Raw genomic sequence first — 21,629 nt, 5'->3', positions numbered from 1 at the left:
ACATCGAGGTCCGGACGTCCCTCCCGCACGCCCGCACCGACCGAGGAGCACCATGTCCACCTCCGCCACCACCGGCGGGCACGACGGCGACGGTCCCGCCCGCGCCGACGACCCGCTGCTCGACCCGGCCCTCGACCCGGAGCTCGACGCCGAGCTCGACGCCGCCACCGACGGCACGGCCGGGATCGCGCCCGCCCGCCGCCGGGCCCTCGGCCTCGCGCTCGCCGTCATCAGCACGGCGCAGCTCATGGTCGTCCTCGACGCGACGATCGTGAACATCGCACTCCCGACGCTCGGCACGGACCTCGGCTTCTCGCAGGCGAACCTGTCGTGGGTCGTCAACGCGTACACGCTCGCCTTCGGCGGCCTGCTCCTGCTCGGCGGCCGGGCGGGCGACCTGCTCGGGCGCCGCAAGACGTTCATGGTCGGCGTCGGCGTCTTCGCGCTCGCGTCGTTCCTCGGCGGGGTCGCGCAGTCCGAGGGCCAGCTCATCGGCGCGCGCATCCTCCAGGGCCTCGGCGCCGCCATCGCGTCCCCGACGGCGCTCTCCCTCGTGACGACGACCTTCCCGGCCGGCCCCGCCCGAAACCGGGCGTTCGCGATCTACGCCGCGATGTCCGGCGCGGGCGCGGCCATCGGGCTCATCCTCGGCGGGCTGCTCACCGAGATCGACTGGCGCTGGACGTTCTTCGTCAACGTGCCGATCGGCATCGCCGTCATCATCCTGGCGCCCATGGTGCTGCCGGAGTCGGCCCGCCAGCGCGGCCGGTTCGACCTGCCGGGCGCGGTCACCGCGACGGCCGGTCTCGTCAGCCTCGTCTACGGCCTCACCCAGGCCGCCGAGAAGGGCTGGGGCACGACCGCCACGCTCGTGTACCTGTCCGTCGGGGTGGCGCTCATCGTCGCGTTCCTCCTCATCGAGTCGCGCTCGGCGCACGCCCTCATGCCGTTCCGGGTGCTGGCCCAGCGGGACCGGGCGGCGTCCTACCTCGCGATGCTCGTGGTCGGCGCCGGGATGTTCGCCCTCTTCTACTTCCTCGGCATCTACATCCAGACGGTGCTCGGGTACTCGCCGGTCCGCGCGGGTGTCTCGTTCCTGCCGTTCAGCGCGGGCATCATCGCCGCGGCCCAGCTCGGCTCGTTCCTCGTGAGCCGCGTCGACGCCCGGTGGATCTCCGGCCCCGGTGCGCTCATCGCGGCGGCGGGCATGCTGTGGATGGCCCAGATCACCCCGCAGACGGAGTACCTCACGGGGCTGCTCGGCCCGATGGTGACGATGGCGTTCGGCCTCGGCCTGATCTTCGTGCCGCTGACGCTCACCGCCGTCGCCGGCGTCGAGAAGCGGGACTCCGGGGTCGCCTCCGCCGTCCTCAACACGATGCAGCAGATCGGTGGCGCGATCGGCCTGGCGACCCTGAGCACCGTGGCGTCCCGGTCGTCCGCGGACAAGGCGGCGGAGCTCGCGGCCGACCTCCAGGCCAAGGCGGCCGCGGGCCTGCCGGCCGACCAGCTGGCGCAGCTCAAGGCGCTCGTCCAGGTCGAGGCGTTCACCTCCGGCGCGACGGCGGCCTTCGTCGTCGCCGCCGGGATGATCCTCGGCGCGGGGCTGCTCGTCGTGGCGTTCCTCCGGGTCCGGCACGAGGACCTGGCGAGCGACCAGGTCCAGGTGACGATGCACTGAGCCCGGACGTCGAAGGGCCCCGACCGTCCGGTCGGGGCCCTTCGCGCGTGCTGCGGGCGGTGCGGCCCGGGTCAGCCGACCCGGTGGAGCCAGCGCACCGGGGCGCCGTCCCCGGCGTGCCGGAACGGCTCGAGCTCGTCGTCCCACGCGCTGCCGAGGGCGAGGTCGAGCTGCGCGACGATCGTCGCCGGGTCGCCGTGCCCGCTCTCGAGGGCGTGCCGCACCCGGTCCTCGGGGACGAGGATGTTGCCGTGCACGTCGGTCACGGCGTGGAAGATGCCCAGCTCGGGGCTGTGCATCCACCGCCCGCCGTCGACACCGGGGCTCGGCTCCTCGGTCACCTCGTACCGCAGGTGCGCCCAGCCCCGCAGGGCGGACGCCAGCAGCGCCCCGGTCCCCTGCTCGGCCTGCCAGGAGAGCTCGGTGCGGTAGAGCCCCGCCGCCGCCGGCTGCGGGATCCAGTCCAGCGACAGGCGCACGTCGAGGACGCCGCCGGCGGCCCACTCGACGTGTGGGCACAGCGCACGCGGCGCGGAGTGCACGAACAGGACGCCTCGCGTCGTCGCACCGGCCATGGGGGCCTCCTTCACCGGGTTGAGGTGCGTCTTCCCCAACGACCTCGTCCGATGAGCAGCCTTGCTGGCAGGGGCGTGATGCTGGCGCCTGTCCCCGGCCATTCTGCACCACGGATCACACCCGCACCACCTTTCTCATCGAAACTCTGGGTAGAACGACAACTACGTTCCGTATTCCATCGACCACGGAGTGAAGATCCGACCGCGACACGCCGAGACGTACCAGGAGGCACGACTGGGAGGTGGCGTGAACCAGGAGCCGATCGGCCTGGACGAGGCGTACGACGAAGGTGTCGTCACCGAGGTGATCCGTCCTGCCGCGATCGTCCCGGAGGAGGCCGCCCGGGCGATCCTCGTCGAGCTCTCGCTGAACTCGGTGCACGCCGACGGGCTCTGGCTCGCCGAGCCGAGCCGCTGGACCCGGTACGAGCAGCCCTGGCCCGGGGAGCGCCCCGAGGACGCCACCGGTCTCGTCGGCAGCCTGCAGATCGCCTACGGCACCCCGACGAAGTACGAGATCACCATCTACCGCGTCATGATCTCCAGGCTCGGCTCCGCCCTCGGCTTCACCGTGGAGACGCTGTGCGACGAGGCACTGGGCTTCGGGGACCTCACCCTCGCCGACTGCCCGCGGGCCGCCCTGGCGGCACCGCCGCGGCCGTTCCGGTTCTGACCGCGCGACCACCGCGGCGACGGCGATCACCGGTCGGCCACGCGCGTCCCAGGTCGCGCCAGTAGGGTCGGAGCGCCACCGGCACCTGCCGGGTGGCCGGGTCAGAGGCTGACCCGACTTCCCGGTCGGAAAGGGCTGGCGAGACATGTCGCAGAAGGTGCAGGGCGTCGTCGCGCGGGGCAAGGGTGCCCCCGTCACGGTCGAGACGGTCGTCGTCCCGGACCCCGGTCCCGGCGAGGCGGTCGTGAAGGTGCAGGCCTGCGGCGTCTGCCACACCGACCTGCACTACCGCGAGGGCGGCATCAACGACGACTTCCCGTTCCTCCTCGGCCACGAGGCGGCGGGCGTCGTCGAGGCGGTCGGCGCCGGCGTCACGGACGTCGCGCCCGGTGACTACGTCGTCCTCAACTGGCGTGCGGTGTGCGGCCAGTGCCGCTCGTGCCGGCGCGGCCGCCCGCAGTACTGCTTCGCCACCCACAACGCCACGCAGAAGATGACCCTCGAGGACGGCACCGTGCTGTCCCCCGCGCTCGGCATCGGCGCCTTCGTCGAGAAGACCCTCGTCGCCGCCGGCCAGTGCACGAAGGTCGACCCGGCCGCCGCCCCGGCCGTCGCCGGCCTGCTCGGCTGCGGCGTCATGGCCGGCCTCGGCGCGGCGATCAACACCGGCAACGTGCAGCGCGACGACACCGTGGCCGTCATCGGCTGCGGCGGCGTCGGCAACGCGGCGATCGCCGGTGCCAGGCTCGTCGGCGCCCGCCGGATCATCGCCGTCGACATCGACGACAAGAAGCTCGAGTGGGCCAAGGACTTCGGCGCCACCCACACGGTGAACTCCTCGTCGCAGGACGCCGTCGAGGCGATCCAGGCCGCGACGGACGGCTTCGGCGCGGACGTCGTCATCGACGCCGTCGGCCGCCCCGAGACGTGGAAGCAGGCCTTCTACGGCCGCGACCTCGCCGGCACCGTCGTCCTCGTCGGCGTGCCGAACCCGACGATGACGCTCGAGCTGCCGCTCATCGACGTCTTCGGCCGGGGCGGCTCGCTGAAGTCGTCCTGGTACGGCGACTGCCTGCCCTCGCGCGACTTCCCGACGCTCATCGAGCTGTACCTGCAGGGCCGGCTCCCGCTCGACAAGTTCGTCAGCGAGACCGTGGGCCTCGGGGACGTCGAAGCGGCGTTCGCGAAGATGCACCACGGCGAGGTCCTCCGGTCGGTGGTGGTCCTTTGAGCAGCCGGGCACGCATCGAGAACGTCGTCACGAGCGGGGTCTTCAGCCTCGACGGGCAGGACTTCGACGTCGACAACAACGTGTGGCTCATCGGGGACGCCGACGAGGTCGTCGTCGTCGACGCCTCGCACGAGGCGGCCAAGATCCTCGACGCGGTCGGCGGCCGCAAGGTCGTCGCGATCGTGTCGACCCACGGCCACAACGACCACGTGAACGCCGCGGGCGAGGTCGCCGACGCCACGGGTGCCCCGATCCTCCTGCACCCCGAGGACCGGATGCTCTGGGACGTCGTCCACCCCGACCGCGAGCCCGGGTACCTCGCCGACGGAGACGTGGTCGAGGTCGGCGGGACGACGCTGCGGGTGCTCCACACCCCGGGGCACTCCCCCGGCGCGGTGTGCCTGCACGTCCCGGACCTCGAGGTCCTCTTCTCCGGCGACACCCTGTTCAAGGGCGGTCCGGGCGCGACGGGCCGGTCCTTCTCGAGCTTCCCGACGATCCTGGAGTCGATCCGGACCCGGCTCCTCACGCTCGCACCGACGACCACCGTGCTCACCGGGCACGGCGACTCGACGACGATCGGCGCCGAGGCCGGCGACTACGACGCGTGGGTGGCCCGCGGGCACTGACCCTCGCGGGGAGTCCCGCACGAACCCCTGAGGACGCCGCCGGTCGCGCACAGCGACCGGCGGCGTCCGTCGTCCGCCCCGGGACGAGGGTCCCGGAACGCACCGCCCGCATCCTTGCCCGCCCGGCGATCCGGTAACGATCACACGAGAACTGTCCGTGACGTTCCTTGCGGAACAAGATCGCGCGGGCCACCGTGTTCGTCCACGGACGTCCGGTCGGGAACCGGGCGCCGTCGACGCCCGGGGGGCCCGGGCGGCTTGGGGGAACCACATGTCCGGACGTGCACCTTTCCATGCCCGTAGGTCGGTCCGCGTCGGCGCCGCGGCGACGGCGTCGGTCCTCGTCGCGGGCGGCGTGCTCGCGACGCAGCTCTCACCGACGACCGCCGCGACGGGGACGCCGAAGCTGACCCGGGAGCAGGTCGCCGAGACGCTGCTCGCGCGCCGCGGCGAGTACCTCTCCCCCGGCGCGCTCGCCGGGCTCCGCTTCCTCGCCGGGAAGAACCGCCCCGGCGGCCTCGTCGGCGAGGGCGACGAGCCCGCGGCCGGCCGGGCCGGCGCGGCGACCAACCGGGCCGCCGGGGCCGCCGTCGCGTCGGCGGGCCTGAAGAACGTCCGCGTCAACGACCCGCGGGCCGACCGGACGCTGGAGCAGACGACCCAGAGCGAGACGGCGATCGCCGTGAAGGGCAAGCGGGTCGTCGTCGGGTTCAACGACTCCCAGCAGGTCTACCCCGGCGGCTTCCTCACGGCGGCGGCGAACCTCACCGGCGTCGCGTACTCCGCCGACGGCGGCAAGACCTTCACCGACGCCGGCACCCTGCCCCAGGGCCCCGGTCAGATCAACCTCGGCGACCCGTGGCTCGGCGTCGACCGCAAGGGCGTCTTCTACTACTCCGAGCTCGTCATCAGCGGCGAGTCGGGCGGCCTCGAGATCGGCGTCTCGACGTCGAAGGACGGCGCCCGGTGGACGGTGCCGACGTACGCCTCGCCGAACGACCCGGCGCTCTTCTACTCCGGTGACAAGGAGGCGCTCACGGTCGGCCGGTCCAAGGCCTCCGCGGCCAAGGACACCGTGTACGTCGCGTGGGACGACTTCGTCGACGACGGCCAGGGCGGTTTCTTCGCGGGCCTGCCCGTCGCCCGGTCGCAGGACGGCGGCCGGACGTTCCAGCTGGCGTACGCGGACAAGATCACGAGCGACCCGTCGAGCTGCAGCTTCGGCCAGTACATCGGCTCGCAGCCGAGCGTCGACCCGGCCACCGGCGACCTCACGGTCGTCTCGGTCCGCATCGCCGTGGACGACCCCACGTGCGAGGGCGGCACCGAGGCCTTCGACATCGTCTCGGTCACCTCGAAGGACGGCGGCGTGACCTTCACCAAGCCCGTCGTCGTCGCCACCGTGGGCGACTTCGCCTCCATCGACCTCGGCCCCGGCCAGGTGGCGCGCAACCTGCCGCTGCCGACCGTGACCCGCCTCGGCAGCACGCTCGTCACGGCGTGGAACGAGGGTCCCCAGGGCGCGATGCACACGCTGTGGTCGGCGTCGAAGGACGGCGGGGCGACCTGGAGCGCCACGGTGCCGGTGCCCTCGCCCGCCGGCGAGGACTTCCAGCCGGCGCTCTCGGCGGACGCCGCCGGCCTGCACCTGGCCGCGTACCACAAGAACCCGGACCTGACGGTCGACGTGCTCCTGTCCGACTCGAAGAACGGCACGGCGTGGACGACGAAGCGCGTCACGACGAAGGCGTTCCCCGGGGTCTTCAACAACCCGCAGTTCGACCCGGTCATCGCGACGGGGTACATGGGTGACTACATCGCGAACGTCGCGACCGACGGCGGCCTGTACCTCGCCTGGGGTGACAACCGCGACATCGTGAAGAACTCGCTGTGGCCGGCCGGGCGCCACGACCCGGACGTCTTCTTCGCGAAGCGCTGAGGCGGCGCGGCACCTGCTGCCGCGTCCGGTGACGACGGGCCGCCGCACCCCCGGGGTGCGGCGGCCCGTCCGCGCACGGCCTGCCACACTGCCGCCCGTGGACGCCTCCCGGCACGACCGCAGCCTCGCCGCGCTCCTCGGCCTCGCGGTCGGTGACGCCCTCGGGATGCCGACGCAGGAGCTGTCCCGGGCCCGTGCCGAGCAGCTGCTCGGTGCGGGCCCGGTCCTGCTGGACGGCCCGCCCGACAACCCGGTCTGCCCGGGCCTGGCCGCGGGGTCCGTCACCGACGACACCGCGCAGGCGCTCCTGCTCGGCCGGCTCCTCGTCGACGGCCACGGCCGGATCGACCCCCACGACCTCGCCGACCGGCTCCTCGGCTGGGAGGACGCGATGGCCGCCCGCGGCTCGCTCGACCTGCTCGGCCCCTCGACGAAGGCCGCGCTGCTCGCCGTCCGCGGCGGCGCCGACCCGGCGACGACGGGGCGCGGCGGGACGACCAACGGCGCGGCGATGCGGGTCGCGCCGGTCGGGGTCGCGACCCCGCCGGAGCCGCTCGCCGGGCTCGTCGACGCCGTCGTCGCGGCCGGGCAGGTCACGCACGACACCGGGACGGCGCACGCCGGCGCGGCCGCGGTCGCCGCCGTCGTGGCGGCCGGGGTGGACGGCGCCGCGTTCGACGCGGCGCTGCCGCTCGCCGTCCGGGCGGCCCGCGAGGCCGGCCGGCGCGGCGCGCGGCCGGACGACCAGGACGTGGCCGGGCGGATCGAGGCCGCGCTCGCCCTGGTCCGGTCCGGCGCCCGGGGCAGCGGCCGGTCGGCGGCGGACGGCGGGAGCGCGCTCCTCGACGCCGTCGCGACCCGGGTCGGGACGACGCTCGCCACCCACGAGTCGGTGCCCGCCGCGTTCGCCGTCGCGGCGCTCGCGGACGGCGACCCGTGGCGGGCCGCCTGGTTCGGGGCCCGGCTCGGCGGTGACGCCGACACGGTCGCCGCGATGGCCGGGGCGTGCGTCGCGGCCTGCACCGGGACGGCGGCCCTGCCGCCCGACGTCGTCGCGCAGGTCGTCGCGGTCAACACGCTCGACCTCGCCCCGCTCGTCGAGGGGCTGCTCGCCCTGCGGGCGGCGCGATGAGCGGCGGTGCACCGGTGGCGTGGACCGCGGCCGGCACCCCGCTGCTGCCCCCGGCCCGCCTCGTCGGCCTCGCGAGCATCCTCGTGGACGTCGCGGTCCGGCTCCCCGCGCTGCCCGCGCGCGGCGGCGACGTCGTCGCGGACGACGCGGGCCGGGCTGCGGGCGGCGGTCTCAACGCCCTCGCCGCCGCGGCCCGGCTGCGGCTGCCCGCCGCGTACGCGGGGCCGCACGGCACCGGCCCGAACGGCGACACCGTGCGGGCAGCCCTCGCCGCGGACCGCGTGGAGCCGCTCCTGGCGCCGGAGCCCGTGGCGGACACCGGCTGGTGCCTCGCGATGGTCGAGCCGGACGGCGAGCGCACGTTCGTCACCGTGCCCGGTGCGGAGGCCCGGCAGCGCGGCGACCGGCTCGCGGCGCTGCGGCCGGGTGACCGGGACGCGCTCTACGTCTCCGGGTACGACCTCGCCTACCCGCAGGCCGGCCCGGCGGTCGCGGCGTTCGTCGCCGGGCTGCCGCCCGCCGGCCCCGCGGGCGGGCCGCTCGTCGTCCTCGACCCCGGTCCGCTCGTCGCCGACGTGCCGGCCGCCCTGCTGGCCGCGGTCCTCGCCCGGACCGACCTCGTCACGCTCTCCCGCGCCGAGGCCGAGGTGCTCGGCCTGGACGACGACCTGCACGCGCCCTGGCTGCCCGCCGGGGCGGCCGTCGTGCTCCGGGCCGGGGCGCAGGGCGCCCGGGTCCGGCTCCCGGGCGGGCCCGTCGTCACGGTGCCCGGCGTCCCGGCCCCCGGGCCGGTCGTCGACACGAACGGCGCGGGGGACGTCCACACCGGCGCCCTGCTCGCCGGGCTGTCCCGAGGGCTCGCGCTGCCGGCCGCGGCGGCGCTCGCCAACGCCGCCGCGGCGGTCAGCATCACGCGGCCGGGGGCGAACAGCGGCCCGACCGACGCCGACCTGACCGTCCGGCCGGCCCCGCACGCAGGCGCCTGACCGAACCCGCTCGTCGGCCCGCTCGTCGGCCCGCTCGTCGGCAGGCTCGTCGGCCGGCCATCGGCAGGTCTCGTCCTCGTCGGTGCGCGCTGCTACGTTCACGCCGTGCCCGCCGGTCCGTCCCCCGCCGTGGCCGCCGACCCCTACGGCGCCGCGCACGACGCCGCGCGCGCCCTCGCCGCCGCGACCGGGGTCGAACGGCACGACGTCGTCGTCGTCCTCGGCTCCGGCTGGGCCGGCGCGGCCGACGCCCTCGCCGACCCGGGCAGCACGCCCGTCGAGGTCGACGTCACCGACCTGCCGGGCTTCGTGCCGGTCGTCGCCGAGGGCCACGTCGGGCGGGTCCGGTCGACCGCGCTCGGCGGCCTGCGGGTGCTGACGTTCCTCGGCCGCACCCACCTCTACGAGGGGCGGGGTGCCGCGCAGGTCGTGCACGCCGTCCGCACCGCGGCGGCCGCGGGCTGCCGGCTCGCCGTCCTGACGAACGCGAACGGCTCGTTGCGCCCGGAGTGGGGCACCGGCACCGGCGTCGTCCTGCGCGACCACCTGAACCTCGCCGACGCGACGCCGCTCGTCGGGCCGCGCTTCGTCGACCTCACCGACGCGTGGTCCCCGCACTGGCGCCGGCGGGCGCTCGCGGCGGGCCCCGACCTCGTCGAGGGCGTGTACGCGATGCTCCGCGGCCCGCACTACGAGACCGTCGCCGAGGCGCTCATGCTCCGCACGCTCGGGGCGGACGTCGTCGGCATGTCGACGGTGCCCGAGGCGATCGCCGCCCGGGAGGCCGGCATGGAGCTGCTCGGGCTGTCCGTCGTGACGACCGTCGAGGCGACCGGTGAGGTCATCGACGGCGAGGAGGTCGTCCGGGTCGCGGCAGCCGCCGCCACCCGGATGGGGGGTGTCATCGCCACGGTGCTCACCGGGGCGACCGACCTGACGCCGGCCGGCAGCACGGCCGGGAGGGAGAGCACGCCATGACCGAACCCGGCAGCGTCGCCGCCGGCCCGACCGTGACCGCGGCGGGCGGCGTCGAGCAGAACGGCATCAACGTCATCGCGGAGTCCGAGCGCAAGGGCGCACCGCGCGACCTCTTCTGGCCGTGGTGCGCCGCGAACATCTCGGTGCTCGGCATCGGCTACGGCACGTACATCCTCGGCTTCGGCGTCTCGTTCGCGCAGGCCCTCGTCGCCGGGCTCGTCGGGATCGTCGTGTCGTTCCTGCTCGTCGGGCTCGTCTCCCTGTCCGGCAAGCGCGGCTCCGCCCCGACGATGATCACCTCGCGTGCGGCCTTCGGGGTCCGCGGCAACTCGCTGCCCGCAGCCGTCTCCTACCTGCTCCTCGTCGGCTGGGAGACCGTGCTCTGCGCGCTCGCGACGCTCGCGACCGCCACGGTCTTCGGCCGGCTCGGCTGGGGCGACGGCAACCTGACGAAGGTGCTCGCCTTCCTCGTCGTCGCGGCGGTCATCGTGTTCGCCGGCGTCTTCGGCTTCGACGTCATCATGCGGCTGCAGACGATCCTCACCGTCGCGCTCGCCGTCCTCACCGTCGGGTACGTCGTCCTCACCCTCGACCACGTCGAGTGGTCCACGGTGAGCGCCATCCCGAACGGCTCGACGCAGACGTTCGTCGGCGCCCTCGTCTTCGTCATGACCGGGTTCGGGCTCGGCTGGGTGAACTCCGGCGGCGACTACTCGCGCTACCTGCCGCGCGAGGCGTCGAGCCGCGGCGTCGTCGCGTGGACGACGGTCGGTGCGAGCATCGCCCCGCTCGTCCTCGTCCTCTACGGGCTGCTCCTCGCGGGCAGCGACCCGGAGCTGGCGAAGGCCATCGGCAGCGACCCGGTCGGCGGCCTCACGACGATCCTGCCGACCTGGTACCTCGTGCCGTTCGCCCTCGTCGCCATCGGCGGCCTCATCGGCGGCGCCGTCCTCGACATCTACTCCTCGGGCCTCGCCCTGCTCACGCTGGGGCTCAAGGTCCCGCGCTGGACGGCCGCCGGCATCGACGGTGTGATCATGGTCCTCGGGACCGTCTACTTCGTCTGGGTCGCCGACAGCTTCTTCTTCCCGTTCCAGGGCTTCCTCATCACGCTCGGGGTGCCGATCGCCGCCTGGTGCGGGATCTTCCTCGCCGACCTCTTCCTGCGCCGCCGGGACTACGCGGAGGCCGAGCTGTTCGAGCCGCGGGGCCGCTACGGCGCGGTGAACGCGCCGGCCGTGGCGACCATGGTCGTGGCGACGGTCGTCGGCTGGGGCCTCGTGACGAACACGTACGCCGGCTGGCTCGGCTGGCAGGGCTACCTGCTCGAGCCGCTCGGGCTCGGCTCGAAGGCCGACGGCGCCTGGGCGTTCGCGAACGTCGGCGTCCTCGTCGCGATCGTCCTCGGCGCGGCCGGGTACGCCGCGCTGTCGTCCGCCGCCGTCCGCCGCCAGGAGCAGACCGCCTGACGCCTCTCCTTCTCCTTCTCCTTCTCTTTCCCCCACACCCCCGCCCGCTGGAGTTACTAGCGCGTATGACCCCGTAGGTGGGTCATACGCGCTAGTAACTCGTGTCGAGGTGTGACGAACGAGGTACGAAGGGTCCTCTCGCGCGGGTCGCCGGCGGCGGTAGCGTCGCGGCACCGGACCCGCACGAAGGGGGTGGCCTCGTGACGACGTCGTCGAAGAGCGCCATGACCGCACTCCAGTGGCAGCTCGCCCGGGACGCCGCGCGGCACTACGCGCAGGTGCTCGTCCCGGCCTACCTCGGACCGGCCGCCCAGGCCGTCGTCGAGCGGGCCGCCCCGAGCGGCTCGGAGACGGTGCTCGACGTCGGCTGCGGCACGGGCGCGGCGGCGGCGGCCGCCCGCGAGCGGCTCGGCCCCGGCGGCCGGGTCGTCGCGGTCGACGTCAACCGGTACATGCTCGACGTCGCCCGCGAGGTGCTCGGTCCGCACGAGGGCGCGGCGCCGGTGGACCTGCGCGAGGGGGACGCCCGCCAGCTGCCGCTGCGCGACCACGGCGTCGACGTCGTCGTGTGCGCGAACACGCTGCAGTTCGTGCCGGAGCGGGCCCGTGCCTGCGCGCAGATGGTCCGGGTGCTCGTCCCCGGCGGCCGGGCCGCCGTCGGGACGTGGGCCTCGATCGAGGAGAACCCGTACTTCGACGCCCTCGCGCACGCGATCGACCGCACGATGGGTCCGCAGGTCGCGACCCACCTCACGTCGGCCTGCACGCTCGGCACCGCCCCGGAGCTGTGGGGCGCCCTGCGCGCCGGCGGCTTCGAGGACATCGCGGTGGAGAACGTCACCCTCGACGTGACCCTCGGCGAGCTCACGACGTTCGTGCCCCGGCACCTCGCCTCGACCCCGATGGCCGCGGCCTTCCGCGGTGCAGGCGACGAGGCCGTCCACGACGTCGTCGAGCAGGTCGTCGACGCCCTCGGCGGCGCGGCCGGCCGGTCCGTGCCGTTCCACCTGCTCGTGGCCGGGGCCCGCTCTCCCGCGGCCTGACGCGCCGACCGCGCCGTCCGGTCGTTAGGCTCGCCGGCGGAGGTGGGTCGTGACGGTGCTCTGGGTGGTCCTCGTCGTCGCCGGGCTCGCGGTCGTCGGGTACGGCGTGCGCGTCGCGCTGCGCGGGCCCGCCGAGCGGGCGAGCGGCGGCGGGTACGCGCTGTTCGGGCTCGGGGTCGGCGGCTACGCGCTCGGTCGCCTCCTCGGCGAGGACTGGACGCTGCTCACCTGGCTGTGCATCGGCGGCCCGCTCCTCGCCTACTGGGGCAGCCTGCCGGGGCGACCGGGGGCGACCGGCCCGGGTCGGGCCTCCGGCTCCGGGGACGGCACCCCGCCCGCAGTGTGAGAACTCCGCAACAAACCCACGCAATCCTGGCGCCGGACCCGTTCTTCGACCATGCTGAAAAGTGCCTACCGAACTCATCGGGCAGGGTCGTCGAAGAACCGTCGAGCAGCCGTCGGTCACCGCAGGCGCCCCGGCCCCGGTCAGGAGCGCCGCCATGCTGCAGGACTTCGCGGCCGCGTCCGTGCTCGTCGTCGACGACGAGCCGGCCGACCTCGCACGGCTCGGACGGCTCCTCGCCGGGGACGGGCTGCACAACCTCCACCTCGAGCAGGACGCCCGCCGGGCGCTGTGCCGGCTCGACGCCCTCGCACCGGACCTCGTGCTCCTCGACCTCGAGATGCCCTGCGTCGACAGCCTCGCCGTCCTCGACGCGCTGCGCCGGTGGGCGGGCGGCACCTACCTGCCCGTCGTCGTCCTCACGTCGGACCTGACGGCGCCCGCCCTGGGCGCCGCCCTGGCCCGGGGCGCGACGGACTTCGTCACGAAGCCGCTCAACGGCACCGAGATCACGCTGCGGGTCCGCAACCTGCTCGAGACCGGGGAGCTGCACCGCACGCTGCACCGGCACCTCGCCGACGCCGACGCCGACCTCGAGCGCGAGGTCGGCGGGCGCGGGGGCGGCCCGGGCAGCGACGTCGACACCCGGGAGCGGATCGGTGCCGTGCTGTCGGGCGGCGACCTGAGCACGGTCTTCCAGCCGGTCGTCGGCCTCGCCGACAGCACTGTTGTCGGCTACGAGGCACTGTCCCGCTTCGCCCCCGGCACACCCGACACCGCGACGTGGTTCTCGCAGGCCGAGGGCGTCGGGCTCGCCACCGACCTCGAGCTCGTCGCCGCGCACCACGCCGTCTCGCAGACACCGCACCTGCCGCAGCGGGGGTTCGTCGCGCTCAACGTCTCCCCCGCGACCCTCGTCGGCGGCCGGCTCCGCGAGGTCGCCCTCGATCCCGGCACGCTGCGCGGTGCGCCGGTCGTCGTGGAGCTCACCGAGCACGTGCCCGTGTCGGACTACGACGCGCTCGCCGCCGCCTTCGCGCCGCTGCGCGAGGTGGGCGCGCTGCTCGCGCTCGACGACACGGGCGCCGGGTTCGCCGGGCTGCGGCACCTGCTCCACCTGCACCCGGACATCATCAAGCTCGACATCTCCCTCGTGGCCGGGATCGACGCCGACCCGGCCCGCCGGGCGCTCGCCGCGGCGCTGGTCGCGTTCGCCGACGACATCGGCGCCCAGGTCGTCGCCGAGGGCGTCGAGACGCCGGCGCAGGCCGAGGCGCTCGCGGGCCTCGGCGTCCGGTGGGGCCAGGGCTGGCTGCTCGGCCGGCCGGCGCCGGCCTCCACCTGGCACTGACGCCGCGCGCCGCGCCCGCTCTGTCGCGGTCCGTGTTGGACAGGTCACATCGGAGGTGCCTTTACGCCCGATCGGGCGAGGCCGACGGCCCACCTTCAGTAACCTTCCAGACGATTCGCAGGGTCGGCCGTCGCAGGCCGCGACGGACGAGGGAGCTGCGTGGCACGCGTCAAGGGTTTCGACGGTCTCCGCGCCATCGCCGTCCTGGCCGTCATGCTCTTCCACGTCGACCGTGGCATCGCCGGCGGCGGCTGGATCGGCGTCGACCTGTTCTTCGTGCTGTCGGGGTTCCTCATCACGACGCTGCTCCTGCGCGAGCACGCCCGAAACCGCCGCATCGCCCTCGCCGACTTCTACGTCCGGCGGTTCGCGCGCCTCTACCCGGCGCTGCTCGTCATGGTCGTCGCCTGCCTCCCGTTCGCCGCGTACCTCGGCTACAAGAGCCAGGCGGAGGGGTACGTCGTCACCGCGGCGGTCACCCTGACCTACCTCTCGGACATCGCGATCTACCTGTCGGGGCACGCGTACGGCCGCTTCACCCACACGTGGAGCCTCGCCGTCGAGGAGCACTTCTACCTGCTGTGGCCGATCGTCGTCGTCCTCCTCCGTGGCCGGCGACGGTTCGTGCTCGCGGCCGCGCTCGGCGGAGCGACCCTGTCCTTCCTCGCGACCGCGTTCGGCTCCGGGCGCACCGTCTTCGACAAGGGCACACCGGTCGCGTACTTCGCGCCGCACACCCGGATGTTCGAGCTCCTCCTCGGGGCGGCCGCCGCCGCCCTCGTGTTCTCCCGCGCGGGCCACGGTCCCGGGCGTCAGCTCGACCGGCTCGTCGGTGGTCGCGTCGGCGGCGTCCTCCGCCCGGTGGCACCGGCACTCGCCCCGCTCGGCCTGCTCGGGCTCGGCGCGGTCATGGTCTACGCCGGTGCGGTCCCCCGCAGCGAGGGCTTCACGCTCCAGCTCCTGGCCGCGGGACTGACGTCGTGCCTGCTCGTGCTCGGTGTCTACCTCGCCCAGGGGTCCGCGCTGGTCCGTGCGCTGGAGTGGGCGCCGCTCGCCTGGTTGGGCACGGTCTCCTACGGCATCTACCTCTTCCAGTCGCCGATCCTCAAGCTGGCCGACCACTACCTCGACGCCGGGACGCTCTCCCAGCTGGTCGTCTGGCTGCCGCTGACCGTCGGCGCGGCCGCCCTCTCGAACCGCTACCTCGAGGCGCCCGTGCGGGACTGGGCCCGTCGACGGCTCACCACCTCCGCGCCGCACGCACCGCTTCCGCAGCAGTCGCACGACACCGCCGCGGCCAAGGTCGAGGTCGACGCCGGCTCGCTCCGGTAGCCGACCGGCCGGTCAGCCGACCTGCGCCGCCGCGGCGCGGCCCGCCGTCCGGCCGGAGAACAGGCACCCGCCGAGGAACGTGCCTTCGAGCGCGTTGTAGCCGTGCATCCCGCCCCCGCCGAACCCGCTGACCTCGCCCGCGGCGTAGAGCCCGGGCACCGGGATTCCGTCCGCCCCGAGCACGCGACCGTCGAGGTCGGTGTGCAGACCGCCCAGCGTCTTGCGGGTCAGCACGTTGAGCCGGACGGCGATGAGCGGGCCGGCCTTCGGGTCGAGCAGCCGGTGCGGTGTCGCGACCCGGACGAGCCGGTCCCCGCGGTAGGCGCGCGCCCCGCGGATGGCCGTCACCTGCGCGTCCTTGCTGAAGGCGTTCGCGATCTCGCGGTCGCGGCCCTCCACGAGCGCGCGGAGGGCGGCCTCGTCGATCGCGGGCACGTCGGGATCGGCGATCGCGTTCATCCCCCGGACGAGGTCGGCGAACGAACCTGCGACGACGAAGTCCTCGCCGTGCTGCTTGAACGCCTCGACGGGGCCCGGCGCACCGGGGCGCACCCGGGAGAGCAGCAGCCGGACGTCCTTGCCGGTGAGGTCGGGGTTCTGCTCGGAGCCGGAGAGTGCGAACTCCTTCTCGATGATCTTCTGCGTGAGGACGAACCACGAGTAGTCGTAGCCCGTGGAGCGCAGGTGCCTCAGCGTGCCGAGGGTGTCGAACCCCGGGAAGAACGGCGCGGGCAGGCGGTGGCCCGCGGCGTCGAGCCACAGCGACGACGGGCCGGGCAGGATCCGGATCCCGTGGTTGTCCCAGATCGGGTCCCAGTTCCGCAGACCCTCGACGTAGTGCCACATCCGGTCCGGGTTGACGACCGTGCCGCCGGCCGCGGTGCTGATGGCGATCATCCGGCCGTCGACGTGCGCGGGGACGCCGGCGACCATCCGGCGCGGGGGCGTCCCGAGGCGCTCCGGCCAGGCCGCGCGGACGAGGTCGTGGTTGCCGCCGATCCCGCCGGACGTCACGAGGACGGCCTGCGCCGAGTGCTCGAACGTGCCGACCTCGGTGCGGGACGACGCCGTGCCGCGGGCGGCGTCCGACGGCTCGAGGAGCGCACCCCGGACGCCGGTCACGGCACCGCCGGACGTGACGAGCCCGTCGACCCGGTGCCGGAAGCAGAAGCGGATCCGCCCGGTCGCCGCGTGCTCGCGGACCCGCCGCTCGAACGGTGCGACGACCCCGGGGCCGGTCCCCCACGTGATGTGGAAGCGGGGCACCGAGTTGCCGTGCCCGTCCGCGCGGCCGTCGCCGCGCTCGGCCCAGCCGACGACGGGGAAGATCCGGTGGCCCATCTGCCGGAGCCAGGCCCGCTTCTCACCGGCGGCGAAGTGCACGTAGGCGGTCGCCCACTGCCGTGGCCAGTGGTCCTCGGGGCGGTCGAACTGCGCGGAGCCCGCCCAGTCCTGCAGGGCCAGCTCGACCGAGTCCTTGACGCCCATCCGGCGCTGCTCCGGGGAGTCCACGAGGAAGAGCCCGCCGAGCGACCAGAACGCCTGCCCGCCGAGGTTCTGCTCCGGCTCCTGGTCGAGCAGCAGCACCCGCCGGCCGGCGTCGGCCAGCTCGGCGGCCGCGACGAGCCCGGCGAGCCCGGCTCCCACGACGACGGCGTCGGCGTCCATGTCTCTCCTGTCGGTCGCTGCTGCCGGGGGCCCGGCGTGCCCTCGGCGGAGAGTCTCCCCCATTCGGACATCCTTTCCGGGCCCGCCCCCGGGGCCTCACCGCGCGTGGCAGCGTCGTCACGGTCGGACGACGAGGTCCGCCGGCACGAGGGATGACGAGGCGAGGCAGGCATGACACAGGTCTCCGGTCCGCAGTGGGCGGCGGACCCGTACGGGCGCTACGAGCTGAGGTTCTGGGACGGGACGGCGTGGACCGAGCACGTGAGCCGGCACGGGGTCCAGGCCCGCGACCCGCTCGCGCCGGTGGCGCCCGTCGTCCCGGAGCAGACGTTCGGGCAGGAGCCGTTCGCCGACCTGCTGCCCCGCTCGCCGGGACGCGCAGCCGGCGTCCCGGGCCACACCCGGTCCGGCGGCGCCGGGCAGAAGGCCCCACGCAGCAAGGCGCTCCCGGCACTGCTCGCCGCCGGCGCGGTCGCGGTCGTCGTCGCACTGGCCGCCTCGCTCGGCGGCGGGCCGTCGACCCCGACCGCCTCCGGGACGACCGACAGCATCCAGCCGCTGGCCGCCGTCCCGACGCAGACGACGAAGGCGAAGGCCGCGACGCCGGCCGCGACGGCGACGTCGCAGACGACGACCAAAGCTGCGGCGAAGAGGACCTCTAAGACCACGACCAGCACGAAGGCGACGACGGCGAGCGCCAGGCCGAAGACGAGCACGAAGCCGAAGGCATCGACGACGAAGCCCAGGACGAGCACATCGACCAGACCGAAGGCCACGTCGTCGACGACGGCGTACAGGCGGTACCCGAACTGTGACGCGATGAATGTCGACTACGCCCACGGAGTCGGCCGTCCAGGCGCCAAGGACAGCACGTCCGGCAAGCCGGTCACGACGTTCGTCGTGAACGCCGGTCTCTACAACGCGAACGTCGCACGCGATGGGGACGACGACGGGATCGCCTGCGAGAAGCGCTGACCGGCAAGGGTCAGCCGACGATCTCGCGCATCCGGAACCGCACGAGCGCCCGGACCGCCTCGTCCGACAACGGTTTCGCGGCCGTGAACCGCACGGTGCCCTTCGAGAGCGCGCAGCCGTCGAGCAGGTCGCTCGCCGCCTCGACGGCCTGCGGGCTGAACGGGAAGACGCTGAGGTGCTTGGCCGCGGCGCGCAGCCCGAGCAAGGGCTTGCCGTTCCAGCGCAGCGCCGCCATGCCGTAGCTCGTGCCCTCCTCGGCGTCCGGTGCGAGCTCGCGCGCGACGGCGACGACGCGCGCGAAGGCCGCCCGGTCGTCCGCGCCCAGGGTGGCGAGGTAGTCCTCGACGTCGGCCATGCGAGGAGGGTAGCCAGCCGCGCGCCGCCCTGGTCGGTGTCCCGCCGTGCGCCTACCTCAGCGGGCTGAGCATCGCGAGCAGGGCCGTGATCGCCTCGGTGGAGACCCGGTAGTGCGTCCAGACGCCGCGCCGGTCGCCGGTGACGATGCCGGCCTCGGCGAGCTTCTTCAGATGATGCGAGACCGTCGGCTGGGCCAGGCCGAGCGGGCCGACGAGGTCGCACGTACAGGCCTCCTGCCCGGGGCTCGCGAGCAGGATCGAGACGAGCCGCAGCCGCACCGGGTCGGCGAGGGCCTTGAGCCGGCGGGCGAGGACGTCGGCCTGCTCGGGGGTCAGCGGCGCCTCGGTGAGCGGGGCGCAGCAGTCGACCGCCGGTGGCTCGAGGACGGGCAGCGGCTTGGCCATGCGGCCATCGTCGCACGACATCGACGATTGTCGATGGTTGACCAGGGGCGCCGCGCGGACGAGGATGGAGATATCGACGTTCGTCGATATTGAACTCCGTCGTCAGGAGACGTCATGAGCGCCACCCAGGTCCCGCAGGACGCCGACGAGCTGCGCGCCGCCGTCCGTGAGCGCTACGCCGCGGCGGCCCGTGCGGCGTCCGGTCAGGACGGCGACGGTACGGGTTGCTGCGCGCCGTCCTGCTGCGGCGACGCCGACGGCACGGTCGGCGGCGCGGTCGGCGGCGGCAAGGACGCGATCACGCGCGACCTGTACGACGACGAAGCGGCGCAGACCTCCGGGGCCGCGCTCGCGGCGTCCCTGGGCTGCGGCAACCCGACGGCCCTCGCCGACCTGCGCCCCGGCGAGGACGTCCTCGACCTCGGCTCCGGCGGCGGGCTCGACGTCCTGCTCTCCGCGCGGCGGGTCTCCCCCGGCGGGACGGCCTACGGCGTGGACATGACCCCGGAGATGCTCGACCTCGCGCGGCGCAACCAGGCCGAGGCCGGTGTCGAGAACGCGCGCTTCCTGCTCGGGACGATCGAGGCCGTACCGCTGCCCGATGCGTCCGTGGACGTCGTCATCTCCAACTGCGTCATCAACCTCGCCGCCGACAAGGACGCCGTCCTCGTCGAGGCGGCCCGGCTGCTGCGCCCCGGCGGCCGGTTCGCCGTCTCCGACGTCGTCCTGCTCAAGCCCCTCCCGGACGCCGCGAAGCACCTGATGCAGCTCTGGACCGGCTGCATCGCCGGCGCCCTGCGCGACACCGACTACGTCGCGCGGCTCACCGCCGCCGGCTTCGTCGGCGCGAGCGTCGAGGTGACCCGGACGTACTCCCGGCAGGACGTCCTCGACCTCGCCGCGACGCTGCCCGCCGACCTGCTGCCCGCCGGCGCCGAGGCGAAGCAGCTCCTCGACGCGCTCGACGGCGCGGTCGCGAGCGCCTTCGTCCGGGCCACCCGGCCCTGACCGTGCACCGGGCTCAGACCCGGTCGTGCCGGTCCGACGGGTCGGGCTCGGCCGGGTCCGCGGCGGGCGGCCGGGCGCCGGCCGGCCCGGCGAGCGGCGGGGCGACCGCGTAGCGGTCCCGACCCAGCTCCTTGGCCCGGTACAGCGCCTCGTCGGCCCGCAGGACGGCGACGGCGGCGTCCTCGGTCTCGACGAGGGCGACCCCCGCCGACACCGACAGGTGGCCGGCAGGCTGGGCGGCCGCCCCCGGGACGTCCACGGCGCGGACGGCGTCGAGCACCCGGTCGAGCAGGGCCCGTACCTCGGCCTCGGTGACCTGCCGGACGAGCAGGCAGAACTCCTCCCCGCCGTACCGGTACGCACCGTCCTGGTCGCGGACGGCGGCCGCCAGCACCCGGGCGACCGCCTGCAGGGCCGCGTCACCGGCGGCGTGCCCCTCGCGGTCGTTGAACTTCTTGAAGTGGTCGACGTCCACCATGACGACGGCCGTGGTGCGCCCCGCGTGCAGCTCCACCTCGGCGCGCAGGTCGAGGTCGAGACTGCGCCGGTTCGGCAGCCCGGTCAGCGCGTCGCGGGTCGCCTGCGTGCGCACGGTCTCCAGGGCGGCGGCGCCGTGCAGCGCGGACGCGACGAGCGGTGCGAGCTCGGTCGCCACCCGGAGCTCGTGGACGCCGAACGGCTGCCCGGCCGGGCGGACGGCGGCGAGCACGGCGACGACCTCGCCGCCGGCGAGCACCGGCACCGCGAGGACGGCGCGGTCCCCGAGGCACGGGTCGTCGTCGAGCACCTCCAGGCTCGCCTGCCCGGTGGCAGCGACCCGGGCGAGCAACCCGGTCACCGGCTCCGGCACCCCGTCGAGGCACCCCCGGGGATCGGCCAGCACCTGCCGGCGGCCACCGCCGCGGCCGTCCGCGGCCAGCAGCACGGCGGCCTCGACGCGCAGCAGCTTCGCGAGCTCGGCGACCGCGACCTGCGCCACCCCGGCGACGTCCCGGGCGTCACCGAGGAGGCGACCGGCGTCGAGCAGGCCGACGACGTGGCGGGCGGAGAGCACGGTGCCGGCCGGGCGGCGACGTCGGCGCAGGGCCACGGCGGACGCCGCCACGAGGGCGAGGGCTGCGGCCGGCCCGAGGGCCGCGACCGGCAGACCGGTGCCGGGCCGCTCGGTGCCCGCGGGCGTGGCCGGTGCCGCTGTCGGTGAGCTCGCCGGTGCACTCGCCGGTGTGGTGGCCGGTGTGGTGGCCGGTGCGGACGTCGAGGCCGTCACCGCGAGCCCGGCGGGCCCGGGCGTTCCGGGCTCCTGCGTCCCGGCCGGCGCCGGCTCCACGCCGGACGCGGCGTCCTCGAGCTCGTCCAGCGCGCGCACGTAGTCCTCGGGGAGCAGCGCCGGCGGGCGGCCCTCGCGCAGCGCCGTCCGGTCCTGCGCCCGCAGCGGCCCGAGCGCGGCCACCTCCGCCGGGCTCGTCCGCCCGCCGCCGGCCCGGAGCCGCTCGAGGACCCGTGCGCCGTCGGCGTCCGCCGACAGCACCCAGGCGACGAGCGCCCGCCGGTCGAGACCGTCGACGTAGGACGCGTACTCGTCGTGGACGTCCTGGAGCCGTTGCGGCACGGGGTCCGGCCACACGCCGAGGGCGACGAGCGCGAGCACCTCGCTCTGCAGCGCGACGATGCCGTCCCCCGCGTCGGACTCCACCGAGGCCCGCGAGACCTGGTGCGCCGCAGCCGGACCGGCCGTCGGGAGCAGCGCCACGCCCGCGACGACGGCGGCCGCGACAGCAGCAGTGAGGTTACGGCGGGCTCGCACGGACGACCCGTCGGCCGCTGCCGTCCCGGCGAGGAGCCCGGTGCCGACGCT

20 protein-coding genes are annotated in these 21,629 nt (G+C 74.9%); 15 read left to right on the top strand and 5 right to left on the bottom strand.

Annotated elements, in window-relative coordinates; genetic code table 11:
* Positions 1 to 52 precede the first annotated feature (52 nt).
* A complete protein-coding gene (locus EDJALFJO_RS23185; protein ID WP_088288688.1) occupies positions 53 to 1,681 on the top strand; it encodes an MFS transporter in 1,629 nt (542 codons plus the stop codon).
* Positions 1,682 to 1,752: 71 nt separating this feature from the next.
* On the opposite strand, the gene EDJALFJO_RS23180 is transcribed toward EDJALFJO_RS23185, so the two are convergent.
* On the bottom strand, positions 1,753 to 2,256 hold the full coding sequence (locus EDJALFJO_RS23180; protein WP_088288687.1) for a DUF3145 domain-containing protein: 504 nt from the start codon (positions 2,254 to 2,256) through the stop codon (positions 1,753 to 1,755).
* Between the two features lie 247 nt (positions 2,257 to 2,503).
* Between EDJALFJO_RS23180 and EDJALFJO_RS23175 the strand changes: the two genes are divergently transcribed.
* The 12 genes from EDJALFJO_RS23175 to EDJALFJO_RS23120 all read left to right on the top strand — a co-directional run bounded on the left by EDJALFJO_RS23175 (position 2,504) and on the right by EDJALFJO_RS23120 (position 15,362).
* Entirely contained in the window at positions 2,504 to 2,929 is a 426-nt protein-coding gene (locus EDJALFJO_RS23175; RefSeq protein WP_088288686.1) for a hypothetical protein, read from the top strand.
* Positions 2,930 to 3,074: 145 nt separating this feature from the next.
* Positions 3,075 to 4,160: an S-(hydroxymethyl)mycothiol dehydrogenase gene (locus EDJALFJO_RS23170; RefSeq protein WP_088288685.1), complete on the top strand. Its 1,086-nt coding sequence runs from the start codon at positions 3,075 to 3,077 to the stop codon at positions 4,158 to 4,160.
* Entirely contained in the window at positions 4,157 to 4,789 is a 633-nt protein-coding gene (locus tag EDJALFJO_RS23165) for an MBL fold metallo-hydrolase (protein ID WP_198950571.1), read from the top strand. The genes EDJALFJO_RS23170 and EDJALFJO_RS23165 overlap by 4 nt, the downstream gene beginning before the upstream one ends.
* A gap of 271 nt (positions 4,790 to 5,060) precedes the next feature.
* Positions 5,061 to 6,728, top strand: a complete 1,668-nt coding sequence (locus EDJALFJO_RS23160; protein WP_088288684.1) for a sialidase family protein — start codon at positions 5,061 to 5,063, stop codon at positions 6,726 to 6,728.
* A gap of 97 nt (positions 6,729 to 6,825) precedes the next feature.
* A complete protein-coding gene (locus EDJALFJO_RS23155) occupies positions 6,826 to 7,860 on the top strand; it encodes an ADP-ribosylglycohydrolase family protein (RefSeq protein ID WP_088288683.1) in 1,035 nt (344 codons plus the stop codon).
* Positions 7,857 to 8,846: a PfkB family carbohydrate kinase gene (locus EDJALFJO_RS23150; protein ID WP_088288682.1), complete on the top strand. Its 990-nt coding sequence runs from the start codon at positions 7,857 to 7,859 to the stop codon at positions 8,844 to 8,846. The genes EDJALFJO_RS23155 and EDJALFJO_RS23150 overlap by 4 nt, the downstream gene beginning before the upstream one ends.
* A 105-nt stretch (positions 8,847 to 8,951) precedes the next feature.
* Entirely contained in the window at positions 8,952 to 9,824 is an 873-nt protein-coding gene (locus EDJALFJO_RS23145) for a purine-nucleoside phosphorylase (RefSeq protein WP_088288681.1), read from the top strand.
* Positions 9,821 to 11,293, top strand: coding sequence for a cytosine permease (locus EDJALFJO_RS23140; RefSeq protein WP_088288680.1), 1,473 nt, complete (start codon positions 9,821 to 9,823; stop codon positions 11,291 to 11,293). The genes EDJALFJO_RS23145 and EDJALFJO_RS23140 overlap by 4 nt, the downstream gene beginning before the upstream one ends.
* A 200-nt stretch (positions 11,294 to 11,493) precedes the next feature.
* The gene (locus EDJALFJO_RS23135; protein ID WP_088288679.1) at positions 11,494 to 12,336 is read left to right on the top strand and encodes a class I SAM-dependent methyltransferase; all 843 of its coding nucleotides are present in this window, start codon (positions 11,494 to 11,496) and stop codon (positions 12,334 to 12,336) included.
* Between the two features lie 49 nt (positions 12,337 to 12,385).
* A complete protein-coding gene (locus EDJALFJO_RS23130) occupies positions 12,386 to 12,682 on the top strand; it encodes a hypothetical protein (protein WP_088288678.1) in 297 nt (98 codons plus the stop codon).
* A 154-nt stretch (positions 12,683 to 12,836) separates the two neighbouring features.
* Positions 12,837 to 14,030, top strand: a complete 1,194-nt coding sequence (locus tag EDJALFJO_RS23125) for an EAL domain-containing protein (RefSeq protein ID WP_088288677.1) — start codon at positions 12,837 to 12,839, stop codon at positions 14,028 to 14,030.
* A gap of 159 nt (positions 14,031 to 14,189) precedes the next feature.
* Positions 14,190 to 15,362 (top strand): acyltransferase, encoded by a 1,173-nt coding sequence (locus EDJALFJO_RS23120; RefSeq protein WP_088288676.1) that lies wholly within the window; start codon positions 14,190 to 14,192, stop codon positions 15,360 to 15,362.
* A gap of 12 nt (positions 15,363 to 15,374) precedes the next feature.
* On the opposite strand, the gene EDJALFJO_RS23115 is transcribed toward EDJALFJO_RS23120, so the two are convergent.
* Positions 15,375 to 17,030 carry an FAD-binding dehydrogenase gene (locus EDJALFJO_RS23115; protein WP_088288675.1) on the bottom strand — a complete coding sequence of 552 codons (1,656 nt, stop codon included), beginning with the start codon at positions 17,028 to 17,030 and terminating at the stop codon, positions 15,375 to 15,377.
* Between the two features lie 171 nt (positions 17,031 to 17,201).
* Here EDJALFJO_RS23115 and EDJALFJO_RS35155 point away from each other — a divergent pair, with 171 nt between their 5' ends.
* Positions 17,202 to 18,005, top strand: a complete 804-nt coding sequence (locus EDJALFJO_RS35155; RefSeq protein WP_088288674.1) for a DUF2510 domain-containing protein — start codon at positions 17,202 to 17,204, stop codon at positions 18,003 to 18,005.
* Between the two features lie 10 nt (positions 18,006 to 18,015).
* Here EDJALFJO_RS35155 and EDJALFJO_RS23105 read toward each other — a convergent pair whose 3' ends face one another.
* Together EDJALFJO_RS23105 and EDJALFJO_RS23100 are read right to left on the bottom strand one after the other, a co-directional pair.
* Positions 18,016 to 18,360: an iron chaperone gene (locus EDJALFJO_RS23105; RefSeq protein WP_088288673.1), complete on the bottom strand. Its 345-nt coding sequence runs from the start codon at positions 18,358 to 18,360 to the stop codon at positions 18,016 to 18,018.
* 52 nt (positions 18,361 to 18,412) lie between these two features.
* Entirely contained in the window at positions 18,413 to 18,766 is a 354-nt protein-coding gene (locus EDJALFJO_RS23100; RefSeq protein ID WP_088288672.1) for a metalloregulator ArsR/SmtB family transcription factor, read from the bottom strand.
* 114 nt (positions 18,767 to 18,880) lie between these two features.
* On the opposite strand from EDJALFJO_RS23100, the gene arsM reads away from it, so the two are divergent.
* The gene (gene arsM / locus EDJALFJO_RS23095; protein ID WP_088288671.1) at positions 18,881 to 19,774 is read left to right on the top strand and encodes an arsenite methyltransferase; all 894 of its coding nucleotides are present in this window, start codon (positions 18,881 to 18,883) and stop codon (positions 19,772 to 19,774) included.
* Between the two features lie 13 nt (positions 19,775 to 19,787).
* On the opposite strand, the gene EDJALFJO_RS23090 is transcribed toward arsM, so the two are convergent.
* A complete protein-coding gene (locus tag EDJALFJO_RS23090; RefSeq protein WP_143448723.1) occupies positions 19,788 to 21,578 on the bottom strand; it encodes a diguanylate cyclase in 1,791 nt (596 codons plus the stop codon).
* Between the last annotated feature and the right edge of the window lie 51 nt (positions 21,579 to 21,629).

The organism is Kineosporia sp. A_224 (assembly GCF_002198655.1).
GTDB lineage: Bacteria > Actinomycetota > Actinomycetes > Actinomycetales > Kineosporiaceae > R-H-3.
The sequence above is the reverse complement of the archived record's forward strand: the minus strand, read 5'-3'. Positions and strand labels throughout refer to the sequence as shown.

What these genes read in the sequence shown, in the direction of transcription:
- EDJALFJO_RS23185 (WP_088288688.1), top strand. Translation starts at nt 53, where the DNA reads ATGTCCACCTCCGCCACCACCGGCGGGCACGACGGCGACGGTCCCGCC.
- EDJALFJO_RS23180 (WP_088288687.1), bottom strand. Translation starts at nt 2,256, where the DNA reads ATGGCCGGTGCGACGACGCGAGGCGTCCTGTTCGTGCACTCCGCGCCG.
- EDJALFJO_RS23170 (WP_088288685.1), top strand. Translation starts at nt 3,075, where the DNA reads ATGTCGCAGAAGGTGCAGGGCGTCGTCGCGCGGGGCAAGGGTGCCCCC.
- EDJALFJO_RS23160 (WP_088288684.1), top strand. Translation starts at nt 5,061, where the DNA reads ATGTCCGGACGTGCACCTTTCCATGCCCGTAGGTCGGTCCGCGTCGGC.
- EDJALFJO_RS23150 (WP_088288682.1), top strand. Translation starts at nt 7,857, where the DNA reads ATGAGCGGCGGTGCACCGGTGGCGTGGACCGCGGCCGGCACCCCGCTG.
- EDJALFJO_RS23140 (WP_088288680.1), top strand. Translation starts at nt 9,821, where the DNA reads ATGACCGAACCCGGCAGCGTCGCCGCCGGCCCGACCGTGACCGCGGCG.
- EDJALFJO_RS23125 (WP_088288677.1), top strand. Translation starts at nt 12,837, where the DNA reads ATGCTGCAGGACTTCGCGGCCGCGTCCGTGCTCGTCGTCGACGACGAG.
- EDJALFJO_RS23115 (WP_088288675.1), bottom strand. Translation starts at nt 17,030, where the DNA reads ATGGACGCCGACGCCGTCGTCGTGGGAGCCGGGCTCGCCGGGCTCGTC.
- EDJALFJO_RS35155 (WP_088288674.1), top strand. Translation starts at nt 17,202, where the DNA reads ATGACACAGGTCTCCGGTCCGCAGTGGGCGGCGGACCCGTACGGGCGC.
- EDJALFJO_RS23105 (WP_088288673.1), bottom strand. Translation starts at nt 18,360, where the DNA reads ATGGCCGACGTCGAGGACTACCTCGCCACCCTGGGCGCGGACGACCGG.
- EDJALFJO_RS23100 (WP_088288672.1), bottom strand. Translation starts at nt 18,766, where the DNA reads ATGGCCAAGCCGCTGCCCGTCCTCGAGCCACCGGCGGTCGACTGCTGC.
- arsM (WP_088288671.1), top strand. Translation starts at nt 18,881, where the DNA reads ATGAGCGCCACCCAGGTCCCGCAGGACGCCGACGAGCTGCGCGCCGCC.